Below are 22943 nucleotides of genomic sequence, written 5' to 3'. Positions count from 1 at the left end.
TGTATCTGATTTTTATTCAACCGCTGGTAATACAACTAGCTTGCTCCGGATTAGGTAGCGCTAGCCCTGTATCAAGAGGTAAACATCCCATGCGGCAAATTAATTTGTAATCAGAGTTAAAACTTCTGCTGATGACACCCTTTTTTCGCAAGGCTTTTGCCCATCTACCCAAAAAAACTCCTAGGTCACAGCCATCAGATGGTCACCAAGGCGCTAATCAAGCCTCTACTTCCAGGAGGTTCGATGCTAAACCAGATCATCCTCGGCCTTCGTTCCCTAGATATTCTTTAGTCCTACTATTATTCCTCAGCTGTAGTATTTCCATTGGGTTAACTACAACGTTAGTGTCTGCCCAAAGTGATGGCAGTAGCACCGATTCCAACAAAACCCTACGGGAGAGTACCATCGAGGAACTCAAGGAAAAATCTCAACCGACCTTTGCTCTACCTTCCCCACCAACTAAAGCTCCTGAGATCGATGCTCCTCCTGCGGGTAAGTACATCCTAGAATTCAATCGCAGCCCAGTAGTAGGGTCTCGTCTTAGTTTAAGAGGGATCTATGACGAGGCACGGCTAGGGTTTACTCGTCCCCGAGATTGGCAACTCAAATCTGTCAAAGCCTTGATTCGCTTTCGCCATTCTCCAGCGCTCTATGCCACTCGCTCTAATCTTACCGTTCTAATTAATGGTGTTAGCGTTGGCAGTATTCCTCTCAACCGCCAGGAGGGGGAAATTGGGAATGTGCTCTTTAATATTCCGATCGACCAACTCCGTAACTACAACCAAATCACAATTGCGGCGCTACAGAATAACTCTCCTACCTGTACTCAAGACCCCTATGATCCTTCCCTATGGACAGAAATTCTGCCGGATTCTAAAATAGTCTTTGATTTTGAACCCCAACCGATTGCTCTAGACTTCAATCGCTATCCTTACCCAATCTTTGATGACCTTAGTCTAGAACCAAATCAAATTACTTATTTGTTGCCCAAGAAGATTGATGATAATTGGTTAACTAGCACTGCTCGTTTCCAAGCTTCCTTAGGTAGGCTAGCGGATTATCGTCGCCTGAAGACCTCCTTGGTGAAATCGGTTAAAGAGGCAAGTGGAGCGGGGATTAATCGCTTTTCTGGTAATCGATTGGTAATCATAGGCACACCAGAACAACAGCCAGAACTCAAATCCCTGAAATTGCCCCTTCCTGTAGGAAACAATAAGATTCTCGATGCTAAGGACAAAGCCTTACCACCGGATGTCGGGGTCTTAATGTTAACCACCACTCCTGGCAATGAAGCTGCAGTATTGGTAGCAACGGGTAATGGGCCAGAAGGAGTGGCGAAAGCAGTACAGTTTTTAGTGCAATCCCAAGACCGTCAAATTGCTACCAGTCAAGTGATCTTAGTCGAAAAGCTAGAGGAAGTGCCAACCCCTGAACCCCGTGATTGGCCAGACTATTTACCTCTAGAACCCACATTCAAGCTCAGCGACCTCAAAACTCCCTACAATCAACCGATTGAGGATATCACAGTCAGGGGTTCTGATTCCCCACCCATTACGATTGACTTCCGGGCATTGCCCGATGATCAGTTTGAGGGGGATAACTATATGAACCTAATTTATAGCTATAGCCCTCAAATTAATCCCAAAACCTCAGTAGTGGAAGTCAAGCTAGATGGCATTGCCCTGATCGGCAAAAAGCTAACCTCCATCGATGGTGGCACTAGAGAGTCCCTGAGGGTTGCCCTGCCTACTGACAAAATCAACCCCTATTCTAAAATCGAGGTGGATTTTCGTCTTGATGCTCGGGAACGCCGCTCCTGTAGCAAAGTAACTGACCAACAGCTTTGGGGTACATTGCACAGTGATACAAATTTTGAACTCCAGCGCACCAGTGTTGCCAAAGTCCCAGATTTGGGGTTGCTGAAAACTGGTTTCCCCTTTGCTGCTCCTCAGGATTTATCCAATACCGTTATTGTGCTACCAAAAGACCCCTCAACCAGTGTACTGATGACATTACTAAAGTTCACTAACAGACTGGGACGGTTAAGCAAAGCAGAATCAATCCAGCTATCAGTTTACACCAAAGACTCTTTACCGACTGAGGAACGCAGTGACCATCATCTGGTCGGAATTGGTACTCAAAATAAATTTCCGTTTCCCGAAATTTTCTCCTCTGGTGACTTTAAATTAAAAAATTTCTTGACACGGCAGCGCAGTGATAGTCAGATTCAAACCTGGTCTGATCATGATGGGGTGATCAAAGAAATTATCTCGCCATGGAATAAAGAACGGGTGCTGCTTGCTCTAATTGCTCAAACCGAAAAAGGCTTAGATAAAGTCCAAGATTTCTTAAGCCAAGACCCACTATTCTCTCAAATCAAGGGAGACACGGTACTAATTAGTGCTAACTCGGAAAATCCCGATATTTATGACCAAAATTCTTATAATATGGATTTTTTCCAGCAAGAGCGAAAGCGTCAAATGGAAAAACCTGAGTTGACTCAGCAAATTTTTAACTTCATAATAAGAAGTTGGTTGATGTTAGCTCCAGCTATTATAGCTGCTACCCTGATTAGTTACGGGGTTATTCAGTTTTATCTACAAAAAATGGCTAGGGATAGAAATTAATGACTATTCCATTTTTAAAGATTAGGTCAAAACCGGGTCAAAGAGGCTTGGTGACGACACCCCAACAGCGAGAGAAACTAACAGTCTGGGTAGTGGAAGACTTACCCTATATATTTGGCGAGATTTTACAGTGGCTAAGTCGCCGTCAATTGCTGTTGCTAATTGTATCTTTACTATTACTATTCATTCCTCTAATTACTGCTCGCCCACCAATTTGGCAACAAGGGTTGCTTGGTTTAATTTTGTTACTGGTGGGACGGGTGATTATTCAGATGGAGGAAGATAAACCCAATCGTAAAACCAGTGAATATCTCCACTTATTGTTGGTTTTACTTAGCGTTTTCACTACCCTACGCTATTTTTATTACCGCACTCGATATACCCTTAATTTTGAAGGGTGGCTGAATATCGTTTTTTGCTTCCTGTTGTATGGAGCAGAATTCTATGCGATCGCCACCTTATTTCTGGCGTACTTTCAAACCTTAAAAATCAAAGAACGTCAAGCGGTTAGTTTAGAAAATATTCCCCAAGAGGAGTGGTTTAGCGTTGATATTTACATTCCTACCTATAACGAAGATATCGAAATTGTCCGCAAAACAACCTTAGCGGCTGTAGCCATTGACTATCCGGCTGATAAAAAATCGGTTTATGTTCTTGATGATGGCAGAAAGTATCCAGAGCGTAGGGAAAAGTTGCGCCAAATGTGTGAGGATATAGGCTGCGAACTCCTAACTCGGGATAACAATGATCATGCTAAAGCTGGCAATATCAATACGGCTTTTCACAATACCAAAGGAGATTTAGTCCTTATTCTGGATTGTGACCACATTCCCGCTAAAAGCTTATTGAAGGAAACTGTTGGCTTCTTTTTTAACCCTAAGGTTTCCTTTGTCCAAACACCCCACTGGTTTTATAACCCAGACCCCTTTGAGCGTAATCTGCTCACAGAAGGCAGAATACCTGTGGGTAATGAACTGTTTTATAAGGTGCTGCAAAAGGGCAATGATTTCTGGAATGCAGCTTTCTTTTGTGGGTCTGCGGCGGTGATTCGGAAAACCCACGTCATGGAAATCGGAGGGATTGCTACCGAAACAGTTACCGAAGACTGCCATACTGCCTTCCGTCTGCACTCAAAGGGTTACGAGTCGGTCTATTACGACAAGATTATGGTGGCAGGTTTAGCGCCAGAGAAATTTTCGGCCTATATCGGTCAACAGGTACGTTGGGCTAGGGGAATGGCTCAGATTCTGCGCCTGGAAAATCCCTTGTTCAACCGGAAGGTGAATTTGAGCCTGGCGCAACGGTTGTGCTACATGAGTGCCACAGCCCACTTTTTCTTCGGCTTCCCGCGATTGATGTATGCGATCGCACCCACTCTATTCTTATTATTTGGCATCAATTCGGTTAAGGGTCTCGGTTTTGAAACCTTGTGCTATGCTCTGCCTCACGTTATCTTATCGATGCAGACCAACCACATTCCCTACAAGCACGTCCGTTTTTCTTTCTGGAACGAGATTTTTGAATTTGCCCTGTCATTCCAGGCGGGAATTGTTACCCTCTTAGCTCTGATTAATCCTAAGTTAGGGTCTTTCAATGTTACAGATAAAGGGATGAATGTTACCAAGCGCAGCTTTGATTTTGATTCGGTAAAGTACCTGGTGTTAGTGGCTGCACTGGCTACTGCTGCCTTGTTTACTGTACCCCTGTGGCTATGGTTAAGACCAGAGGATAGCCAAGCGGTGATTGTTAATGTGTTTTGGTCTATCTTTAACTTAATCCTGCTGATTGCTGCTTGTCTAGTTGCTTTCGAGCAACCCCAACTCCGTCGATCCCACCGGATGCCAAGGAAGTTAACGGCTGTGATTCATACTCCACACCACCGTTGGATCGGTAAAACCGTTAATATTAGTGAAAGTGGCGTCCAAATTCTGCTGAATACCCTACCCAACATCCCTGATGAAATTAGAGTGGAAATCGAAGGAGACTACGGACACAAGTGCTTGGTCCGAGGGCGGGTGGTGCGAGAAGTTGCTATGGGTGACCAGGTGAAGATATTTGTTAATTTTATTAATCTCACCCCTACTCAGCACGATGATCTGGTGTTAGTTATTTATTCTGATGTCAAGGAGTGGTATTCCCAGAGACGATCTGAGACCGACCATCCTCTACAATCCCTTAGGTTTATTGCTACGAGTCTCAGACGAGTTTTCCGTGAATTCCAACCAGCTCAAGAGACCAAGGTACGTCAAAAAGTTCAAGGGGCGGTGCAATTATATTGGGATTTTTGGAAAAACTATTCCGTTAGCGCGACAATAACGGAAATTGGGACTCATGATTTACGGTTGGAATTAGATGGCAGCCAGATTACCAATCTCGATATCATGCAGCAGACTAAACCCATGGTCAGTTTACTGGTAACTCAAGAATCGAATAACTTAAAAGATATTAGTTTTTTGGCTCAGGTGGAAACTATAGAGCCAGTTGATACCGGATCTGTTCATTCCATTGGGATCGAGTTAAGTTTTCCAGAATCAATGAAAGAGCAGCAAGCGATCAAAATTGAAAAGCTTCTCAATAGTTTAGATTGATAGTAAACAGAACAAGGAATAGGGAACATGAACCCTTTAACTCTTGACCTGCGACCACTCCTGAGGTTAACCGATCGGGAATTTGAGAAAATTGCAGCAGCTAACCGGGATTTGCGGTTGGAACTGACTGCTGATGGAGAACTAATTGTTATGCCCCCAACAGGAGGAAATACCGGTAGGCGTAATGCTGATCTAACTTACCAACTGCAAGCTTGGAATCGTCAGACCCAACTTGGGGAAGTTTTCGACTCCTCTACTGTCTTTCAACTCCCCAATGGAGCAGGACGTTCTCCTGATGCAGCTTGGGTTAGCTCAGACCGATGGAACAGCCTTAGTCTTGAGGAACAAGAAAGCTTTCCACCTCTATGTCCTGACTTTGTGATTGAATTGCGCTCCAAAACTGATTCTCTGACATCTCTACAGAACAAGATGCTGGAGTATATGGATAATGGCTGTCGCCTCGGTTGGTTGATTAACTATCAAAATCAACAGGTTGAGATATACCGCTCTGGTAAAGCAAAAGAAATTCTACAATCTCCCCAGATTATTTCTGGTGAGGAAGTATTACCCGGTTTCCGATTGGATTTGAAGTTGATTTGGAAATAGGCTAACTTAAGCGCGTTTATCGCACTTATGAGATACGGTTTTTTTTTGACGCTGATTCGCTTCAAAACCTCTTTATTCTTTTCTTTTGCCTTTTGCCTTAATTTAAAGTGTATTTGCTAAAATTCTGGTAACATTGTCATTAGGATTGGTCTGATTGAGATAACTAGACCAATTTTTTTTAGCTTAAATTGCTGCACTCTTTACCAAATCAGCTTTTGCAGCTATTGTCTCACCCCCTGAGCTTTAAAAGCTAACACCTACGACCTTAACTATTATTGACACTCCCCGGTCTAAAGACGCGGGGATTCCTAGATCAACGAGCCACCTTAAACCATTATGTTCCAATCTTTGACGCCGCCAAAAATTAGACAATGCCTAAACCAAAAACCCGTATTGACCAAGTTTCCAGTCAGTTCACAACAGACCCAGAGGGCGATTCTCGCGATTGCGTTTGATTACTTAATAGGAAGTGCCTTAAAAAGTCCGTTTCCCTTCCTTTTCACCTTCGGTGTGCCGGAGACGAAACCTTAGAAGAGTGGAGCCTTAATAAAAAAGTTTTAACCAAAGGTGCGCTTTCCGTTCTCCGTAGGAGACGCGGGGCGCGTTCGGCGAATTAAATTCGCCACGGGTCGCACCTCTTTTATGCATAGCCTGTAACCCTTAAAGGCTCCACTCTTCTTACGGTAACTTCTAACCCCACCGTACCGTGTTATCTCAAACCGTGATTTTTTCTGGGTTCACACACCAATTTTTAGTTGATGATTGGGTTTTTAGCGTGATTTGCGCGGTCTTGGGGAGGCAGCGCGGTCTTGGGGGTTCCCCCCATGAGCGACTGCCGTGGTTTCCCCCATGAGCGACTGCATCAAGAAAGGAGGACTTTACCAGAGACGAAACCTTAGTAGAGGGTCGCCTTACTACAAAACCTTTTCCCTATGCTGCATAACCTGCCGACGCTCATTGGCGACCCTCTACTTACGGTAACTTCAAGCCCTCCGAGCATTACTTCTTCTAGGTCGATAAGTTACGGGTCTCTCTCCCGGCTCAGCCTACGGTTTTTTCAGCCTGTACTCATGTTTTAATTATACCCTGGCGCGAGATAATTTTCAACTAAAAGCCGTCCTAGAAGGACGGGGCTTTAAACCCAGAATTTTTGGTAAATAACAAGATAAATAAATAACAACATTATATAGCAGAATAAACTATAATCAAAACACAATAGCATGTATCATAACTATGAGGTACACAGGATTTTTTCCCTACTCCCTACTCCCTACTCCCTACTCCCTACTCCCGCGCAACCCATAATGAAAGTACCTCACCCCATTGACAACTGCTATCTATGAACCTTGAAGACGCTCTGGAATTCGCCAATGCCTTAGTGTTTGCCAAATCGGGGAATCATCTCACTGATTTACAGCAAGCGTTAATTGAGGCATCTTGGTCCTGGAAGCGTCAGAGTTATGATAAGATTGCAGATACCTATGGCTATTCCCCGACTTACCTGAAACATGATGTCGGTCCGAAGCTGTGGAAACTTCTCTCAGAGGCTTTGGGGGAAAAAGTCAGTAAAAAGAACTTTCGCTCAGCGATCGAACGACGGTGGCGCAGTGAACAGGAAACTAGATCCTCGAACCAACAGCCAACTACACAAGAAACCACAACCCCAGTCGGGGACTCGACCGAGGAAACCGATGGGATTGGCCTAAGGCCACGCTACGGGAACGCAAAACCACGTCACGATTGGTCAGAAGCCGTTGATGTTCGTTTCTTTTATGGACGACAATCAGAACTAGCCCAGTTGCAGCAATGGATTCTGAGCGAACACTGTCGGCTAGTTGCCTTGTTAGGTATGGGCGGCATGGGCAAAACCTCCCTCTCCATCAAGCTTGCCCAACAACTCCAACACCAGTTTGAGTTTGTTATTTGGCGCTCCCTACGTAATGCTCCTGACCTATCAGAGATTTTGACTCAGTTGCTGAGATTTCTATCCAATCAGCAAGACATTGATTTACCAGATACTACAGACAAAAAAATTTCCCGACTGCTGAATGATATACGCTCCCACCGTTGTTTGCTAGTTCTCGACAATATGGAAACAATTTTACAAGGGGGAGCTCAAAGCAATGCTGCTGGAAATTATCGAGCTGGATATGAAGAATACGGTAAACTGTTGAGACGCTGGGGGGAAACCTCCCATCAAAGCTGCTTAGTACTAACCTCTCGGGAGAAGCCTCAAGAAATTGGACTGCTAGAAGCAGAAATGCTACCTGTTCGCTCCCTACAAATAACTGGGTTAAAAACCGCTGAAGGACAAGAAATATTTAATATTATCGGGTCTTTTCAAGGGGAAGAAAAGGAATGGAATCATTTAATTACTGGCTATTCTGGTAATCCCTTAGCTCTAAAAATTGTGGCGACAACAATTCATAAATTATTCGCCGGTAATATTGCGGAATTTTTAAAGCAAAATGCGATAATATTTGGGAATATTAAAAATCTTTTGGATCAGCATTTTGCCCGATTAAGCGCTCCAGAACGAACAGTAATTTTTTGGCTCGCCATCAATCGAGAAGAAGCCTCATTTGCTGACTTACGAAATGATATATTTCCCCCCGTACCCCCCCAACAACTGATCGACACCCTGGAATCCTTGGAACAGCGATCGCTTGTGGAAAGAAAAGCGTCTCTGTTTTCCCTACAACCGGTGGTGATGGAATACATAACTGAACGCTTGGTTGAGCAAATCTGTGAAGACATTATTGCTGGTGTAACTGCCATTAATAACACTAATCACTGGGAAAAATCCCTATTTAGGACTCATGCTATCCTCAAAGCTCAGACCAAAGATTATCTTAGAAATACTCAAATTCGTCTCATTATCAAACCCATTGTAGAGCGTTTACAGATTGCTTTAACGGGTAAGAGTAACCTAGAAACCCATCTAAATCAGATTCTCAACACGCTTCGAGGCAAACCTGCCTTAGCCATTGGCTACGCTGGTGGAAATATTATTAATCTCCTTTGTCAACAGCAAATCTGTTTAAAAGGCTATGATTTTTCAAGAGTTACCATTTGGCAAGCTTATCTACAAGGGGTGGATTTACAAGATGTCAATTTCGCTCACTCCGATTTATCTAAGTCAGTGTTTACTAAAACCTTAGGAGTAGTATTTGGGGTAGCGTTTAGTCCTGATGGTAAGCTTTTAGCTACTGGAGATGTGGAAGGTCAGTTGCGTTTATGGCAAGTCGAGAATGGTAAGCCAATTTTAATTTGTAAAGGTCATACCGGTTGGGTTTGGTCTGTGGCCTTTAGTCCTGATGGTAATACCCTAGCCAGTTGCAGTAGTGACAAAACGATTAAACTATGGAATGTCAGCACAGGTCAGTGTATTAAAACCTTAGAAGGCCATACCAGTTCTATTTGGTCAGTAGCATTCAGTAGGGATGGTAAAACCCTAGCCAGTGGTAGTGATGAATCAACAGTGAGGCTTTGGGACGTAAACACTGGTGAATGCCGTCAGGTATGTCAGGGACACACCGGTCAAGTCCTTTCGGTGGCGTTTAGTGCAGATGGTAAAATCCTAGCTAGTGCTAGTGATGACCAGAAAGTGAGACTGTGGGATCTTAGTACTGGTGAATGTCGCCAGATCTGTCATGGTCATACTAATCGGATTTGGTCAGTTAATTTTAGTCCCGATGGTGCGATGTTAGCCAGTGCAAGTGCTGACTTTACCATTAAATTGTGGGATCCATGCACAGGTGAATGTCTCAACACCTTAACTAACCATAGCGACAGAATACGGTCAGTGATGTTTAGTGCCGATGGGCAAACCCTAGTCAGTGGCAGTGATGACCAGACGGTGAGACTGTGGAATGTCAGCAGTGGTGAATGCCTGAACTACCTACAAGGACACACCAATTCGATATTTTCAGTGGCATTCAATCGGGATGGTCGAACCGTAGCTAGTGGCAGCAGTGACCAAACCGTACGTCTATGGAATAGCAACACAGGTCGATGTCTTAAAATTCTACAAGGATATACTAATTCAGTATTTTCAGCAGTATTCAGTCCCAATGGTGAACAATTAGCCAGTGCCAGTACTGATAACATGGTCAGGTTGTGGGATGTCAGTAGTGATAACTGTTTAAAGAGACTAGAGGGACACACCGGTTGGGTGACTTCGGTGGCATTTCATCCCAATGGTGAAATTCTCGCTAGCAGCAGCGCTGACCAAACCATACACTTGTGGTCAGTGAGTACAGGTCAATGCCTGAAAGTATTGCGCGGTCACTCCTATTGGGTGCAATCGGTTAGTTTTAGTCCTCTTGGTGAGACTCTTGCCAGTAGTGGTGATGACAAAACCATCCGGTTATGGGATGTCAATACTCGTGAATGTTTTAAGATATTACGGGGTCACACCAGTTGGATTTGGTCTGTTACCTTCAGTCGAGACGGTCAAACCCTAGCCAGTGGTAGTGAAGATGAAACCATACGCTTATGGGATGTCAGGAGTAGTGAATGTCTGAAGGTTTTACAGGGTCACACTAGTCGGGTACAATCGGTGGCGTTTAGTCCTGATGGCCAAAGCCTAGTTAGCAGCAGTGGAGACCAAACTGTTCGGATTTGGGATGTTAGGACTGGGGAATGTGTCAGGATTTTACGAGGCCATAGTAAAGGTGTCTGGTCTGTCGCCTTTAGTCCTGATGGTGAGTTGATTGCCAGTGGTAGCTTAGATCAAACCGTTAGGCTTTGGCAAGCAAGTACGGGTAACTATCTGAGAAGCTTACACGGTCATCGGAATTCAGTACGATCATCGATTGGGTTTAGTCCTGTAAAACATCAAGATCATCAGGATAGATCTGATCAAGAACAAGTGAGCAGTTATTGGCTTACCAGTGGCAGTAATGATGGGACTATTAAAGTTTGGGATACTAACACAGGTCAGTGTATTAAAACCTTGATTCCTGATCGACCTTACCAAGGTATGAATATCACAGGGGTTACCGGTTTGACCCTAGCACAGAAGTCAGCACTGGAAGCGTTGGGGGCGCTGAGTTGATGTCAAGAAGATTGGTAAGCTTTAATGCATATTAAATGGGTTTTAGCAAGGCAAAAGGCAAAAGGCAAAAGGCAAAAGGCAAAAGGAAACTGGAATCTATTTTTTTGATTTTATTTAAATTTTGTGATTTTATTTAAAAAATATACAGTTTAAATGCACAACAGCTTATTAGTTTTTTGGAGTAAGAAACATGAGTAACAAAGAAATGTTCAAAACGATTGCTTCTGAAGTACAGTTGTTTCAGGAGATGGGGCAAAAAGAAAATTTTATCTTTGTCATAGGAGCTTTAGTTTCTCGACTAATTAGTTTACAGAAAGCAGCAGAAATAATGCAAATAGAACCTGAAGTTTTTCTAAAAATTTTGGATTTAATGGGAATTGAGTTTTCTTACCTATCTTCTGAAGATATAACCATTGAACGAAACTGGTGATTCCAGATGAAAATTGTATTTAATTCTTCTCCTTTGATATTTCTAGCACGATTAGATTTTTTGACGCAGTTCATTGAGTCTGAGGATAAATTTTATTTACCGCAAGTTGTCAAAGAAGAAATTAATGCGAAGAATGATGAAGCAAGTGCTTATATTGATAATTTGATTGCCAATAATCAATTAATGGTTAAAGGGGTAAAATTAGTTTCTTTAGCCAATCGTCTTAATGACCGTTTAGGACAGGGAGAGTCAGAAGCTATTGCTTTAGGGATAGAATTACAAACAGATTATATTATTTTGGATGATTTTGCGGCTAGAAAACAGGCAATACGATTAGGTTTAAATGTTAAGGGGACTTTGGCAGTAATTAGAAAGTTACAACTAGAGCATAAAATAATAATAGATAATTTAGAGGAGCTATATCAACGGCTTATAAGCATTAATTTCAGGGTTAGACGTGAGGTTTTTGACGCTATATTCTGGTCATAGTGGGCAAGAATTTTTTCAAAATCATGGGAATTGCAAGCCTCAATCCATATATTGGGCGATTTCATCTGCTTGTTATTTACTCAGCATCCTTTTGGTCTTCACTAAGTTATTCGTGAGCAAAAGATGGTCAAAATGATTAATGAATCAATGTTATCCCTATAGTTTTATGTGTCTTGTTCAATAGACATGCCAACTAAGCAGATAGTTCTACAGTCGCTCCTATACTCAATTTTTACCTTTAGTTTACTATGGATAAAGTTATGCGTTCGCGTAGCGTGGCCTACGGCCAATCGCCTTTGGCGGCTCCTAGGTCGCATCGCTTAAAAGTGTTTCCTAATTAGTCAAAGCAATTGCTTCAATGGAAATCAAACAACTCTCACAGGGATTATGGGACATTACCCTGCTGCCAAAGCCTATCCCATTGTTTTCTCCAAATTGGCCATATAAAATGGTAATAATTTTGGCTATACTGCTTTGAGTACTGGTGGCAGTCTGTTTCAATAGAAAACCACAATTGCTTCAGTGCTGGCAAAGTAGTACATTGTTGAATCTGGCAAGCGACAGCATTTTGCCATTGTGATAATTTCCGATAACTGATAAATTGTCCACCTCGATCACGGCGATGGACAAAGATTACATAGTTCCAAAATTCTACCCGCACGATCAGGCGATAGGAAATTTTCAGTAATCTAGCTATCATGTAAACCGTAATCCGGAATTTCTTAGCAGGGTTGAGTCGCCGAAATAAATTGGTCATTGTTACAGGTAGGGATTGTAGAGTTATTCTTTTGTGAATTGAAAATAACAATTCACAATTAACAATTCACAATTAACAATTCACAACCGACCCATATTAAATTAATGAGTGAGTTGATCAAGAGGAAAATCCCTATAGTTTTTGCTACCGGGCAAATCAAAGACAAGTTCAAATTGGGTATCAGGGACTCGCTGACGCCATAACTGAGGGTGTGCCTCTGCATCAGAGCGAGTGCAGTAGCGACCGATGATTACCCATTGGGTTGGGGAAGGCGGGTCACTGCCCAAGGCTGGAGGTTTTGTAGATAAGCCATAATGGAGCTATCTCCTTTGAACAATGGAGTATTAGCCAGCGCATGAACTATGAGTGCTCGGCGCGCTGGCTTTCCCTATCCTACCTCATTCCTGGGAAAATAAATTTATAAATTTTGTAAAAAAAATCATTGATGCCAGAATGGAGTAAAGTTGTTTACTGGTAGTAGGACAGTGGCTGAAGAATCAATACGGGTTTATCTATCCAAAGATAAAAAAAAGAACTTTAAAGCAGCTTGTGTTATGCAAGACAGGGACATGAGCGATGTTGTCAATGAATTAATTGACAAGTGGCTTGACCAAAATGGTGTATATATACACGGAGACAAGGAGACATGAATAAATCCTGAAACCTTAGCGGTAATAGATTGACAGGCTTATGCGATCGCGCAGCGTCGGCTTTGCCGAATCGCATTTCAATGTCTGTTGTTGTATCTGATTTTGATGCCTTACTATAATCCTGTTAAGTCTGGCCTGAAAACTATGCTGAGCCAGCATACTATGACAGAGAAAAGTAAAAAGCGCAAACACAGTAGTGATTCACCTTTGGAGGCTCTAACAATTGAACGCACCAATTTGTCTCAAGACGAATTAGCTATCTACTATGGTATTCCTCGTGCGAACCAGCGCTGGGTCTCTGGTAGGACTGAGGCTAGACCAACCCTCCGGCAACTGAAATTGCTGTGCCAACGACTAGGGATTGAGCACATTAATCAGCTGCCAGGCGAATTTGGAGCACCTAGTACCGCTGGGGGCAATTAAAAATTCTTCAATGGTTACTATAGCGTTTTCACATTTGATTTGAAAGCGCTATACTTCCTTGTTGATCTCAAAGCTGAAAGCTATAAGCTTTCAGTCATTGACGTACTAACTGACCTAAGTGTTTTAATATTCTCGCGACAGTATATAGATCATTGCCACGATTCAGCAGAGAGAACTGATTAGAAAAAGCATATTGCAGTTTATCTTGTCGAATCAGTGTCTTGATGCAGTCGCTCATGAGGGAAACCCCCAAGACCGCGCTGCATCGCTTTCAGAAAAATAAATTCACCACCATTAGTCACAAATCCGAAAGCAGGCTTTTGTAGCTCAGGATTAGCCAACATATAAGCTAGAGCTTGTGGTATCCCTACCTTTAAAGAGTATTCTGCTCGTTTCGCTTCAATCACCACTATCCAAAACTGAGGTTAACAAATCAAAATATCAATTCGTACCCTTATATCTGATTTGTAAAATCGCTGTAATCCTTGTAAAATAAGGTTTTATATAAACTATGAAGATTGAAAAATTTAATACCTAAAATACAATCATAGCAAGGTTTTAAGACTTCTTGATATTTACTTTAACAAATATCTCTTAATTAGGTTAATTATTAATTAAATTTAAGTTTTAATTAATAATTATATAAACTTATTATAAGCAATATTATAAGCGCTATTAAAAGTAATACTGTTCCAGATTTTACCAAGTAATTAATCCATGAGTTGGTAAGCTATAAGCTACGTGCATGCTACGCAAATTACTGACGGCTGACGGCTGACGGCTGATAGCTTACATTACCTGGCTATTTTATCCTCTACAATACTGTTTAATTTAACCCCTAATTCTGATTCTAATTCTACAGGTTTATTGTTGATCACCACCTGATGGAATCCAGGCGCTAACTGGGGATAGTTCTGGCAACTCAACATGTAACCAATCTAGACCCCCTTCTATTATCCCATACCATTCATATACCCTACATTATCCATACTCCCTGTTTGACCCTGAGCTCAGAAACTTACCCCTGTCAATGATCCCTTTACTGTACAAGATCGAACATTTTGCGATCGCAACCAAGATTAGAATAAAGTAAACAAGTGTAAAGAAATGCTTAGTTTTACTTGATTATTTATCTAAAAGATAAGCATACTGTCCATTGCCGATTGAAAATAACTATGCAGTATCTGTTTCCAAAACGAATTTTAGTATCCTTCGCAGCACTGTTCCTAGCTTGTTCTATGTGGGCGATTGCTCCTGAGGCCAAGGCTTACGACAATCCTGAGTTACTGCCCGAGGTTCAAACACCAGTCATTGATTTAGCGAACTTTATTCCAGAGCTTCAAGAGCAGAGACTAGTCGAAGATTTAGAAAGCTTTGAGGAGGAAACTGGCTGGAAACTCCGAGTTTTGACCCAATATGACCGCACCCCTGGTCGGGCAGTCAAAGAGTTTTGGGGACTTAACGACAAAAGTATGTTACTGATTGCTGACGCCCGAGGAGGGAATATCCTAGGGTTTAACGTGGGTGATGCCCTGTATGAATTCCTTCCTCGTACATTTTGGGTAGAGTTGCAAACCCGATTTGGTAATCTCTACTTTGTACGGGACAATGGCGAAAACCAATCCATTATCGAAGCCCTAAATACGGTCCAGCAATGCCTGCGCCAAGGGGGATGTCGGGTGGTACCTGGACTACCACGAGAACAGTGGATTCTGACCCTAATTACTTCTACTGTCGGAGGAGTGATTTGTGGATTTGCTGCTATTCCCCGCAAACAGGATCAGGTTTTCGCTTGGCAATGGGCTTTAATTTTGTCCCCACTTTGGGGTATTCTGTTTATTGCCTTCGGTATTGGACCTGTAGTGACACGCACCTCTGATTTCTTACCACTATTGCGCAATATTCTTGGTTTCGTTCTCGGTGCGGTTGTGGCTTACTTGTCACCAGTTATTAGTGAATCATCAGCCCCAGAAACTTAAAACCTATTGCAGGAGCCCTATTCTAGGGCAGCAATATAGGGGCGCAAGGCTTGCGCCCTCACGATGATTGACCAATAGCTTGACCGTAGGTCACGCTACGGGAAGGAAATCCAATCTCAAAAGTGAAGCGCGACAATTATTACTCAGCACTCAGCACTTATTTCTGGTAATGCTGTGCCTGTAACAACTCCTTAATACCTTTTTCTCCTAGATCCATCAACTGATTGAGTTGATGGCGAGTATAAGCCCCTGACTCGGCTGTTCCCTGAACCTCAATAATACCCATTTGATCGTTCATCACTACATTAAAATCCACCTCAGCCGCCACATCTTCGAGATAGTTGAGGTCTAAAAACGGCTCACCTTCCAATAAACCAACCGAGACAGCAGCAACTTGGTGAATTAAAGGCGATCGCTCTAGTACTCCCGTTTTAAGCAGTTTATCCACAGCATCCGCAAGAGCAACATATCCCCCAGTAATGGAAGTAGTACGGGTACCTGCATCCGCCTGTAGAACATCCGCATCTACCGTAATGGTTCTCTCGCCCAAGGCTTTGAGATCAACAGCAGCCCGTAAACTACGTCCGATTAGCCGCTGAATTTCCTGAGTTCTACCCGAAAGCTTGAGAAGTTCCCGTCTTTGGCGTTCCGGTGTTGCTCCTGGTAACATCCTATACTCAGCGGTTAGCCAGCCGCTGCCAGTATCCTTGAGAAATCGGGGGACTTCCTCCTGAACCGTCACGGTACAAAGTACTTTGGTCTCACCACAGTGAGCTAGGACGGAACCAAGAGCATAGCGGGTAAATTCTCGCTCAAACAAAATCGGACGTAGTTGATCCGGTTGTCGGTGATCAGGACGCTGCCAAGACATAAGTTATGTAGCAAAGGGAGTAGGGAGTAGGGAGTAGGGAGTAGGGAGTAGGGAGTAGGGAGTAGGGAACAAAAATTATCACAATTGATTTAGTGATATAGGTACCCTATATCAAGTCCAGTTAATCACTTATAAAATGGTATATCGATAATTGGTAATTGGTCATATAGCATTTCTCAATACCAAAATAATAATTGCTATATTATCGAGTTAGTCACTGTTAATAATTGTGTAATTGTTTTCAATAATTTTGTCCGACAATTTAGTAACAGATGTTGGATTGAGGAGAAATGAAGCTGATCGTTTAGCTGTTTCTTCACTTAACTGGATTTGGGTGAGGCTAACTAAGCCGTCGTTCAGAAAATGATCTCTAACTAGAGCTTTCTCTCCACTATTGAAGATAGTCTCATAAAAAACTTTCTTTATGCCAGCTGAAATGATTAACTTCAAGCAAGAGACACAGGGTTCTAGGGTGACATAAATACTGGCTCCAGCAGTGGCAATACCATGTTTGGCTGCAAACGCGATCGCATTCGCTTCAGCATGAACAGCTCGGGATGGCATGGTACGAGACGCATCGCAGCTACTTAGTCCAGGATAGCAGTATCCCTGAGCTGTGCAATGACTTGAGCCAGATGGGGGACCATTGTAACCTGTTGCTAAAATCTGATTGTTTTTAACAATCACTGCTCCTACAGGAAAGGCTAAACAGGTTGAGCGAGTAGCTGCTAGCTTAGCCATCATTAAAAAGTATTCATCCCAGTTTGGTCTTTCATTAGTCATTGGTAATTTTAAAGTTGTCAAGTCGCTTCGCTCCAATTCAAAATTAAAAATTATTAATTCAAAATGACCATCAGTGGGGGCTTTTACCCATAATTAATTAATTACAAATTTCTGATTTTATTTATTTTGAAGTTTGAAGTTTGAATTTTGAATTACCCAAAGGGGTTAATGATCAATTTTATATCAATGTCAGTTTAGTTGATGACATAAACTATCATCGTCTTTTTTAAGTGAACAGGGAGAAGGTAAAAGAGAACAGTAAATATAAACATGTCTTAACCTTTACTGTGGTTGCTATAATTTTTTTATCTTACCAAGAACTATTCACCAAACTATCTTTGGTTATTTTTTACACCAAACTCGTTTTTTAGGTTATCTATAGTTGATGCTTATCAATAACTGCTTATCAATAACTTATCCTAGTCATTAAGTACAGTCAATTTTACCATGGGTCACTCCTTACTCCCTAATTCTTAATACCCAGGATTTTGTCTATCATAAGTATTAAAAATGCTATAATTGGTGATAAGTTTTATCTTCTTTTATAGCTATCATAGCTTTTTCTAATTCTATTCCTAAATAGACCGCATGACTAGGTTGTATTGAAGGATTATCACTACAAATTTTTATAGATAAACTCATGGCATTTTTACCAGAATACGTAGCAATTACTTCCCCGCTACCAGGGGTTGTCTGCTTCACTATAATATCAGTATTTTCGGTTTCTATCAAGAAATTACCAATGGGATCAGCATACTGTTTCTGTTCTGAATTGATAATTTGTTGATAGTGATTTTGAATAATCCGATTAGCATAGTCATAACAATCATCATAAATATGAGCACTTTGACTAACGGTAATCAGCGGTCCCATTTTTAATTGAATACCCCCGCGCTTACCAATTTGGTCTCTAATATACTGCTGTAGTGCTCTGAGTCCAAAGGCATTAGCTGGCCACGCGCTAAACATATCATTACTTCTAAATGTGGCAGTTAGGGACAATTCATTATCCACAACTCTCAGCCAGATGTGATTCAGACAAGGACTACCCCCTTTCTCATGGTCTTTGACATCCCATAGGGACATCACTGCACTGGCTGCATCGATTTCACCAATGAGTTTAGTGATGACTTGCTCGATTTGGTCACGTTTGAACCAAGAACGTAGACGTTGACCATAAGTATATTTCACTCCTTCTACTACGGGTGCGTCGTCGAGGATTTGATGAATGTATTCTTGGATAAAGTCGCGATCGCATGGTAAATAATTGGGCTGAGGAAAGTAAAATTCAGGAGGTTCTTCCGTTACTACTGCGATTAAATCAATTAGCTCTTGCCAATATCCGTCATAACCCGTGGGCCGAATTGTGCCGGTACTTTTAATGCGATGAATTATTTTAACCCAAGTTTCAGCTATCGTTCGGCCTTGAATGCGATGTCCGTAGCGCGGTCCTGGTTTTAGGGGGACAAAGCCAGATTCCTCGACATCATTGGCCATGGTAAATTCCAATGGTGTTCCCCAGGGCTCTTGAGTTTTGGAGCCATAAGACTTAACCAGACTAACGGCTTGGGTAATCGAATCAGCCTCTACCACAGAAAGTTCTCTTCTGAGTTGTTCTAGTATTACTAAGGGAATCTCCATGTCAATATACCCTTTGATAGAAGAGCGAATCACCCAGCAGTGACGACCAGTATCACTAGTCCCTTCTTCAACGCCATGGTGGAAAAAGTCCAGCAAGCAAGTCCCACTGCCAGCATTGCGGTCTTCCTTCGTAGCGTTGAGAATGACCAAGTAGCGGACATGGGGATTAGCGAGGAGATTACGAATGAGCAGGCTAATTCCCCGGGTGGGACTGTATAACTGTCCGACCACAGCAAACTCAGAAGGGTTTAACTTTTTTGCGATCGCGTCTTTGATCGTCCATCCCGTAATCACCGCCGTTTGACCTGTACCGTAAATTAGTTGGTTAGGCTTGTGCAGGGGTTTGTATTGGAATTGAGTTGGTTTAGTGATTGCTGTCATTTTAATGCAGAAGTTGAAGGTTGAAGCTTGAATGTTGACTGTTAAATTTTATATTTTAAATGTTAAATATTTAAGATTGAGGTAATGGTAATCAACACTTATCTTTATCCCCACTAAATAATCCCGTTATAATGCCCAGCATTTAACGGATAGAGGAAAGCAGGATTTAATCCTAAGTTAGTTACCTTGACCAACTACGGCGTAGGTTAAAGAAGCCTTCCAGAAAGTTTTTTAAAGTCTGATTACGACTAATTCGTTGGCGCTGCCACTCCATTGCCGTTTTCTTAAAAATCTCTGACAAGGTGGGATAGGGATAATAGACATTTGCCAACACACCCAATTTTATTTTCTGCTGAATCGCTAGGGTAATTTCCCCAATTAATTCCGTTGCTTGTGATCCAACTATGGTTGCTCCTAGAATTGTCCCATTGCGCTGCACTATCAGTTTGATATACCCAGTGGTTTGCCCCAGGAGCTGAGCGTGATCTAACTCTTTGAAATAGTCTTGCATCACCCATAGATTCTTACCATAGCGCTTTCTAGCTTCTACTTCTGTCAGACCGATCCGTGCTAACTGGGGTTCAGTTAAGATGGTCCAGGGAATCCCGTGATAGTCCACCTTAAAGCAGGGGAAAAACAATGCATTCTTCAAGGCAATGCTGGCTTGATACTGGGCAATATGGGCACAGGGATAACCACCAGCCATTTTGCCACAGCCATAGATGCGGGGATTAGTCGTTTGTAGCTTCTGATTGAGCTGAAGACCTTGCTGAGTGTACTTTATCCCAACCCCTTCTAGATTTAAGGATTCCACATGGGGTTGCTCACCCGTAGCCAGTAAAATGGCATCAGCTTCAATGGCTTTATTACCAGCCTGAACCCAGGTTTTCCCGTCAATCTCTCTGACCTGATCAACTGGACTATCCGTCAGAACTCGAATTCCCTCAGCTTCTAATTGAGCTTGTATAAGCCTAGATGCTTCTAGGTCTTCCTGGAACAAAATACGGGTAGTACTGGCCACCAACGTTACCTGACAACCGAGTCTACCTAAGGTCTGAGCTAGTTCTGGAGCAATAGGCTCATCCCCAATTACTACCCAGCTTTTGGGTAGTGAAGGTTGTTCACCCTTCAAGCTTCCAAGCTTAAACACTTTGTGCCAGATATCGTTTGGTGTGAAATAGTCTATGGTCTGTAACCCTTCGATATCAGGAATAACTGGGCGAGAACCAGTAGCGATTAGGTAGGCACGAGACCGCAAACGTCGGCTGTTGACTACAAAACCGAGGTGAGGCAGTCGGCAAAATTCCCCCTCACCGGTGATTAGATCAATCCCTAAAGCACCTAAAATAGCTTGAGAATTCTGTTCTGAGCAGTTGGCAACCACCAGATTAGCCCATTCCATCACTGCAGTTAGTTGTAGGGATGAAAACCCGGTCTGTGAAATGTCTGGTTCGGTTGAATCAGCTATTTGAGCATAAATACCCCATGGAGCAGCGTCACGCATCTGCTCAAGCTTACGCCCCATCTCACTTAATACTCTGGTGTAAATCGCCCCCTGTGCTAGCCAGCTAGTTTTTCCTTGCTGAGGGTCTACCAGAGCCACACGAGCGTTTAAACCAGCAGCCGCAACAGCAGCATAGACACCAGCAGGAGTGCCACCAATGATAATTAGGTCATATTCAACGGTCATTCGTGCAACAGTTACAGGTTTCAGGTTGAAAGTTACAGGTTTCAGGTTGAAAGTTACAGGTTTCAGGTTGAAAGTTACAGGTTTCAGGTTAAAAGTTACAGGTTTCAGGTTGAAAGTTACAGGTTTCAGGCTCTAACCTTGGGCTTTTGGCCACGCTACGGGAACAAGCATCTAACTAACCTATCCGACAACAGACGCCTACGGCCAGCAACCTTCTAACCTTCAACCTTGGCCAATAGGCCACGCTACGGGAACAACCTTCAACCTTCTAACCTTCAACCTTCTAACCTTCAACCTTCTAACCTTCAACCTTCTAACCTTCAACCTTCTAACCTTCAACTTATCAAGATAGCGTCTAAAGCTGTTAGTAAGCGTTGGTTATCTGCCTGTGTACGTACAGCGACCCGGAAAAAGCGATCGCTTAATTCCGGGAAGCTTAGGCAATCTCTGATCAAAATCCGATGGTGTTGGAGTAGTTGTGCTTGGATCTGTGACGTGGATTTTTCTGAGTGGACTAGCAAGAAGTTAGCTGCACTGGGGTAAGGTTGAAGACCAGGTAACTTAGCCAGTCCCTGAAACAGTTGCTTACGCGCTGGTGCTAGCCAATCCCAGGTTTGCTGTTGAAATGCTCTATCCTGAACCACTGCCGCTGCGGCTGCCGCTGCTAAGGTATTTATTGGCCAAGGGTCTCGCCACTCCTGCCAACGTTGGAGTCGCTCAGGGTGGGCAATGCAATAACCTAGTCTTAGTCCAGGAAGACTGTAAAACTTGGTAAGCGATCGCAAAATTACCAAGTTTGGATAATCCCCAATTAAAGGAATCAGGCTTTGCTCCTGGTCAGGAGGCAGGAAATCCATGAAAGCTTCATCCACAACCACTAAAGCAAATTGCTTGAGATAAGCCTCAATTGCTTCTGAGGTAAACAATTGACCTGTGGGATTGTGGGGGGTATTCAGCAGCAAACCCTGTCGAGTCCCCTCTTTTTGAAGTGAGGAAGTAAGGGAGTCAGGGAGTAAGGGCATCAAAGAATCAATTTCCCTGCCCATCTCCCCATCTCCCCATCTGACACTAGGTGTCGAGAGTTCCCTCATTAGGGGGCACTCCCTAATTCTTGCTCCAAATGCCTTCAGTCCCCGTTGGTAGTCCCTAAATGCTGGAGTAATGATCAAGGTTTCATCTAGTTCTGATAGCTCGCGACAAGCCCAAGTTAATAATTCCGCTGAGCCATTACCTGGAAGAATCCAGTCTGGGGGCAGGGTTGGATGCAGTTGCGTCAAACACTGCCGCAGCTCAGCATAATTGGGGTCAGGATAAGCTACCAGGTTATTGAGCCCAGACTCAATCGCTGCGATCGCACTTTTAGGGGGACCAAGGGGATTGATGCTGGCAGAAAAATCAAGAATTAAGGAAGGAGGACAGTTAGCCAGTGCTGCTGCCCAGGCTAAATTCCCCCCGTGAGTTGGTCGTTTCAAGGACAAGTTTGTGACTGAATCAGGGATTACTCCTTGGGTGGTGCCACTTTCTCTTTAAAAACCTTACCAGCAGAAAAGGCGGGAACCTTAGTTGCCGGAATTTCCATCTTTTCACCGGTTTTGGGATTGCGACCCTCACGAGCCTTACGCTCCCGGGATTCAAAGGAACCAAAGCCCACTAAGGTGACTTTATCACCCTCGGACACTGCTTCCATAATCGTTTCTATCGTAGCAGTTAGGACTGCATCGGCTTGTTTTTTAGTTACAGTAGCTCTTTCCGCCACTTTATCGACTAATTCACCCTTATTCATGCAAATCTCCTTGTTTTTCAGATCATCCAACCAGGGTTTTCAACAAAAAAATCGCTGCAACACTAGCAGCTTCGAGGTTTCACTGCATTATTCTAATGTTTGCAATGCCGATATGGATCGTTGAATGCTGTAATTTATATAGATTTCAGAATTTTGCCCCAAATTCCTACCCTAAATTTATTCCTT

18 protein-coding genes are annotated in these 22943 nt (G+C 42.9%); 10 read left to right on the top strand and 8 right to left on the bottom strand.

The window, feature by feature from the left end:
* Positions 1 to 131 precede the first annotated feature (131 nt).
* The 7 genes from BJP34_RS11065 (at position 132) to BJP34_RS11040 (ending at position 11799) form a co-directional block, all read left to right on the top strand.
* The gene (locus tag BJP34_RS11065) at positions 132 to 2627 is read left to right on the top strand and encodes a cellulose biosynthesis cyclic di-GMP-binding regulatory protein BcsB (RefSeq protein WP_229424320.1); all 2496 of its coding nucleotides are present in this window, start codon (positions 132 to 134) and stop codon (positions 2625 to 2627) included.
* Positions 2627 to 5215, top strand: coding sequence for a UDP-forming cellulose synthase catalytic subunit (bcsA, locus tag BJP34_RS11060; protein ID WP_070392392.1), 2589 nt, complete (start codon positions 2627 to 2629; stop codon positions 5213 to 5215). The genes BJP34_RS11065 and bcsA overlap by 1 nt, the downstream gene beginning before the upstream one ends.
* A 27-nt stretch (positions 5216 to 5242) precedes the next feature.
* Positions 5243 to 5821 (top strand): Uma2 family endonuclease, encoded by a 579-nt coding sequence (locus BJP34_RS11055; protein WP_070392391.1) that lies wholly within the window; start codon positions 5243 to 5245, stop codon positions 5819 to 5821.
* Positions 5822 to 7041: 1220 nt separating this feature from the next.
* Entirely contained in the window at positions 7042 to 7164 is a 123-nt protein-coding gene (locus tag BJP34_RS48680) for a hypothetical protein (RefSeq protein WP_267876537.1), read from the top strand.
* Positions 7161 to 10880, top strand: a complete 3720-nt coding sequence (locus BJP34_RS11050) for an NB-ARC domain-containing protein (protein WP_070392390.1) — start codon at positions 7161 to 7163, stop codon at positions 10878 to 10880. Before BJP34_RS48680 ends, BJP34_RS11050 begins: the two co-directional genes overlap by 4 nt.
* Before the next feature lie 190 nt (positions 10881 to 11070).
* Positions 11071 to 11310, top strand: coding sequence for a hypothetical protein (locus BJP34_RS11045; RefSeq protein WP_070392389.1), 240 nt, complete (start codon positions 11071 to 11073; stop codon positions 11308 to 11310).
* Positions 11311 to 11316: 6 nt separating this feature from the next.
* Positions 11317 to 11799 carry a hypothetical protein gene (locus BJP34_RS11040; RefSeq protein WP_070392388.1) on the top strand — a complete coding sequence of 161 codons (483 nt, stop codon included), beginning with the start codon at positions 11317 to 11319 and terminating at the stop codon, positions 11797 to 11799.
* Between the two features lie 385 nt (positions 11800 to 12184).
* Here BJP34_RS11040 and BJP34_RS11035 read toward each other — a convergent pair whose 3' ends face one another.
* Both BJP34_RS11035 and BJP34_RS36545 read right to left on the bottom strand, forming a co-directional pair.
* The gene (locus BJP34_RS11035; protein ID WP_070392387.1) at positions 12185 to 12556 is read right to left on the bottom strand and encodes a hypothetical protein; all 372 of its coding nucleotides are present in this window, start codon (positions 12554 to 12556) and stop codon (positions 12185 to 12187) included.
* A gap of 101 nt (positions 12557 to 12657) precedes the next feature.
* Complete coding sequence (locus tag BJP34_RS36545; RefSeq protein WP_229415285.1) at positions 12658 to 12843, bottom strand: hypothetical protein; 186 nt, start codon at positions 12841 to 12843, stop codon at positions 12658 to 12660.
* A gap of 198 nt (positions 12844 to 13041) precedes the next feature.
* On the opposite strand from BJP34_RS36545, the gene BJP34_RS50375 reads away from it, so the two are divergent.
* The 3 genes from BJP34_RS50375 to BJP34_RS11020 all read left to right on the top strand — a co-directional run bounded on the left by BJP34_RS50375 (position 13042) and on the right by BJP34_RS11020 (position 15608).
* Complete coding sequence (locus BJP34_RS50375; RefSeq protein ID WP_202972088.1) at positions 13042 to 13206, top strand: plasmid partition protein ParG; 165 nt, start codon at positions 13042 to 13044, stop codon at positions 13204 to 13206.
* Positions 13207 to 13350: 144 nt separating this feature from the next.
* Positions 13351 to 13629 carry an XRE family transcriptional regulator gene (locus tag BJP34_RS11030; RefSeq protein WP_229424319.1) on the top strand — a complete coding sequence of 93 codons (279 nt, stop codon included), beginning with the start codon at positions 13351 to 13353 and terminating at the stop codon, positions 13627 to 13629.
* A 1175-nt stretch (positions 13630 to 14804) separates the two neighbouring features.
* Entirely contained in the window at positions 14805 to 15608 is an 804-nt protein-coding gene (locus BJP34_RS11020) for a TPM domain-containing protein (RefSeq protein ID WP_070392385.1), read from the top strand.
* Between the two features lie 157 nt (positions 15609 to 15765).
* Here BJP34_RS11020 and rph read toward each other — a convergent pair whose 3' ends face one another.
* The 6 genes from rph to BJP34_RS10990 all read right to left on the bottom strand — a co-directional run bounded on the left by rph (position 15766) and on the right by BJP34_RS10990 (position 22757).
* Entirely contained in the window at positions 15766 to 16479 is a 714-nt protein-coding gene (gene rph, locus BJP34_RS11015) for a ribonuclease PH (protein WP_070392384.1), read from the bottom strand.
* Between the two features lie 210 nt (positions 16480 to 16689).
* On the bottom strand, positions 16690 to 17262 hold the full coding sequence (locus BJP34_RS11010; protein WP_070392383.1) for a deoxycytidylate deaminase: 573 nt from the start codon (positions 17260 to 17262) through the stop codon (positions 16690 to 16692).
* A gap of 513 nt (positions 17263 to 17775) precedes the next feature.
* Positions 17776 to 19284 carry a thymidylate synthase gene (locus tag BJP34_RS11005; protein ID WP_070392382.1) on the bottom strand — a complete coding sequence of 503 codons (1509 nt, stop codon included), beginning with the start codon at positions 19282 to 19284 and terminating at the stop codon, positions 17776 to 17778.
* A gap of 181 nt (positions 19285 to 19465) precedes the next feature.
* Positions 19466 to 20974 (bottom strand): dihydrolipoyl dehydrogenase family protein, encoded by a 1509-nt coding sequence (locus BJP34_RS11000; protein WP_070392381.1) that lies wholly within the window; start codon positions 20972 to 20974, stop codon positions 19466 to 19468.
* Positions 20975 to 21309: 335 nt separating this feature from the next.
* Positions 21310 to 22446, bottom strand: a complete 1137-nt coding sequence (gene cobD, locus BJP34_RS10995; RefSeq protein ID WP_070392380.1) for a threonine-phosphate decarboxylase CobD — start codon at positions 22444 to 22446, stop codon at positions 21310 to 21312.
* Between the two features lie 26 nt (positions 22447 to 22472).
* On the bottom strand, positions 22473 to 22757 hold the full coding sequence (locus BJP34_RS10990) for an HU family DNA-binding protein (protein WP_070392379.1): 285 nt from the start codon (positions 22755 to 22757) through the stop codon (positions 22473 to 22475).
* Positions 22758 to 22943: the final 186 nt, after the last annotated feature.

The sequence above is a fragment of the Moorena producens PAL-8-15-08-1 genome, from assembly GCF_001767235.1.
Classification (GTDB): domain Bacteria; phylum Cyanobacteriota; class Cyanobacteriia; order Cyanobacteriales; family Coleofasciculaceae; genus Moorena; species Moorena producens_A.
Note: the sequence above shows the minus strand (reverse complement) of the source record. Positions and strands in the feature narration are given on the sequence as shown.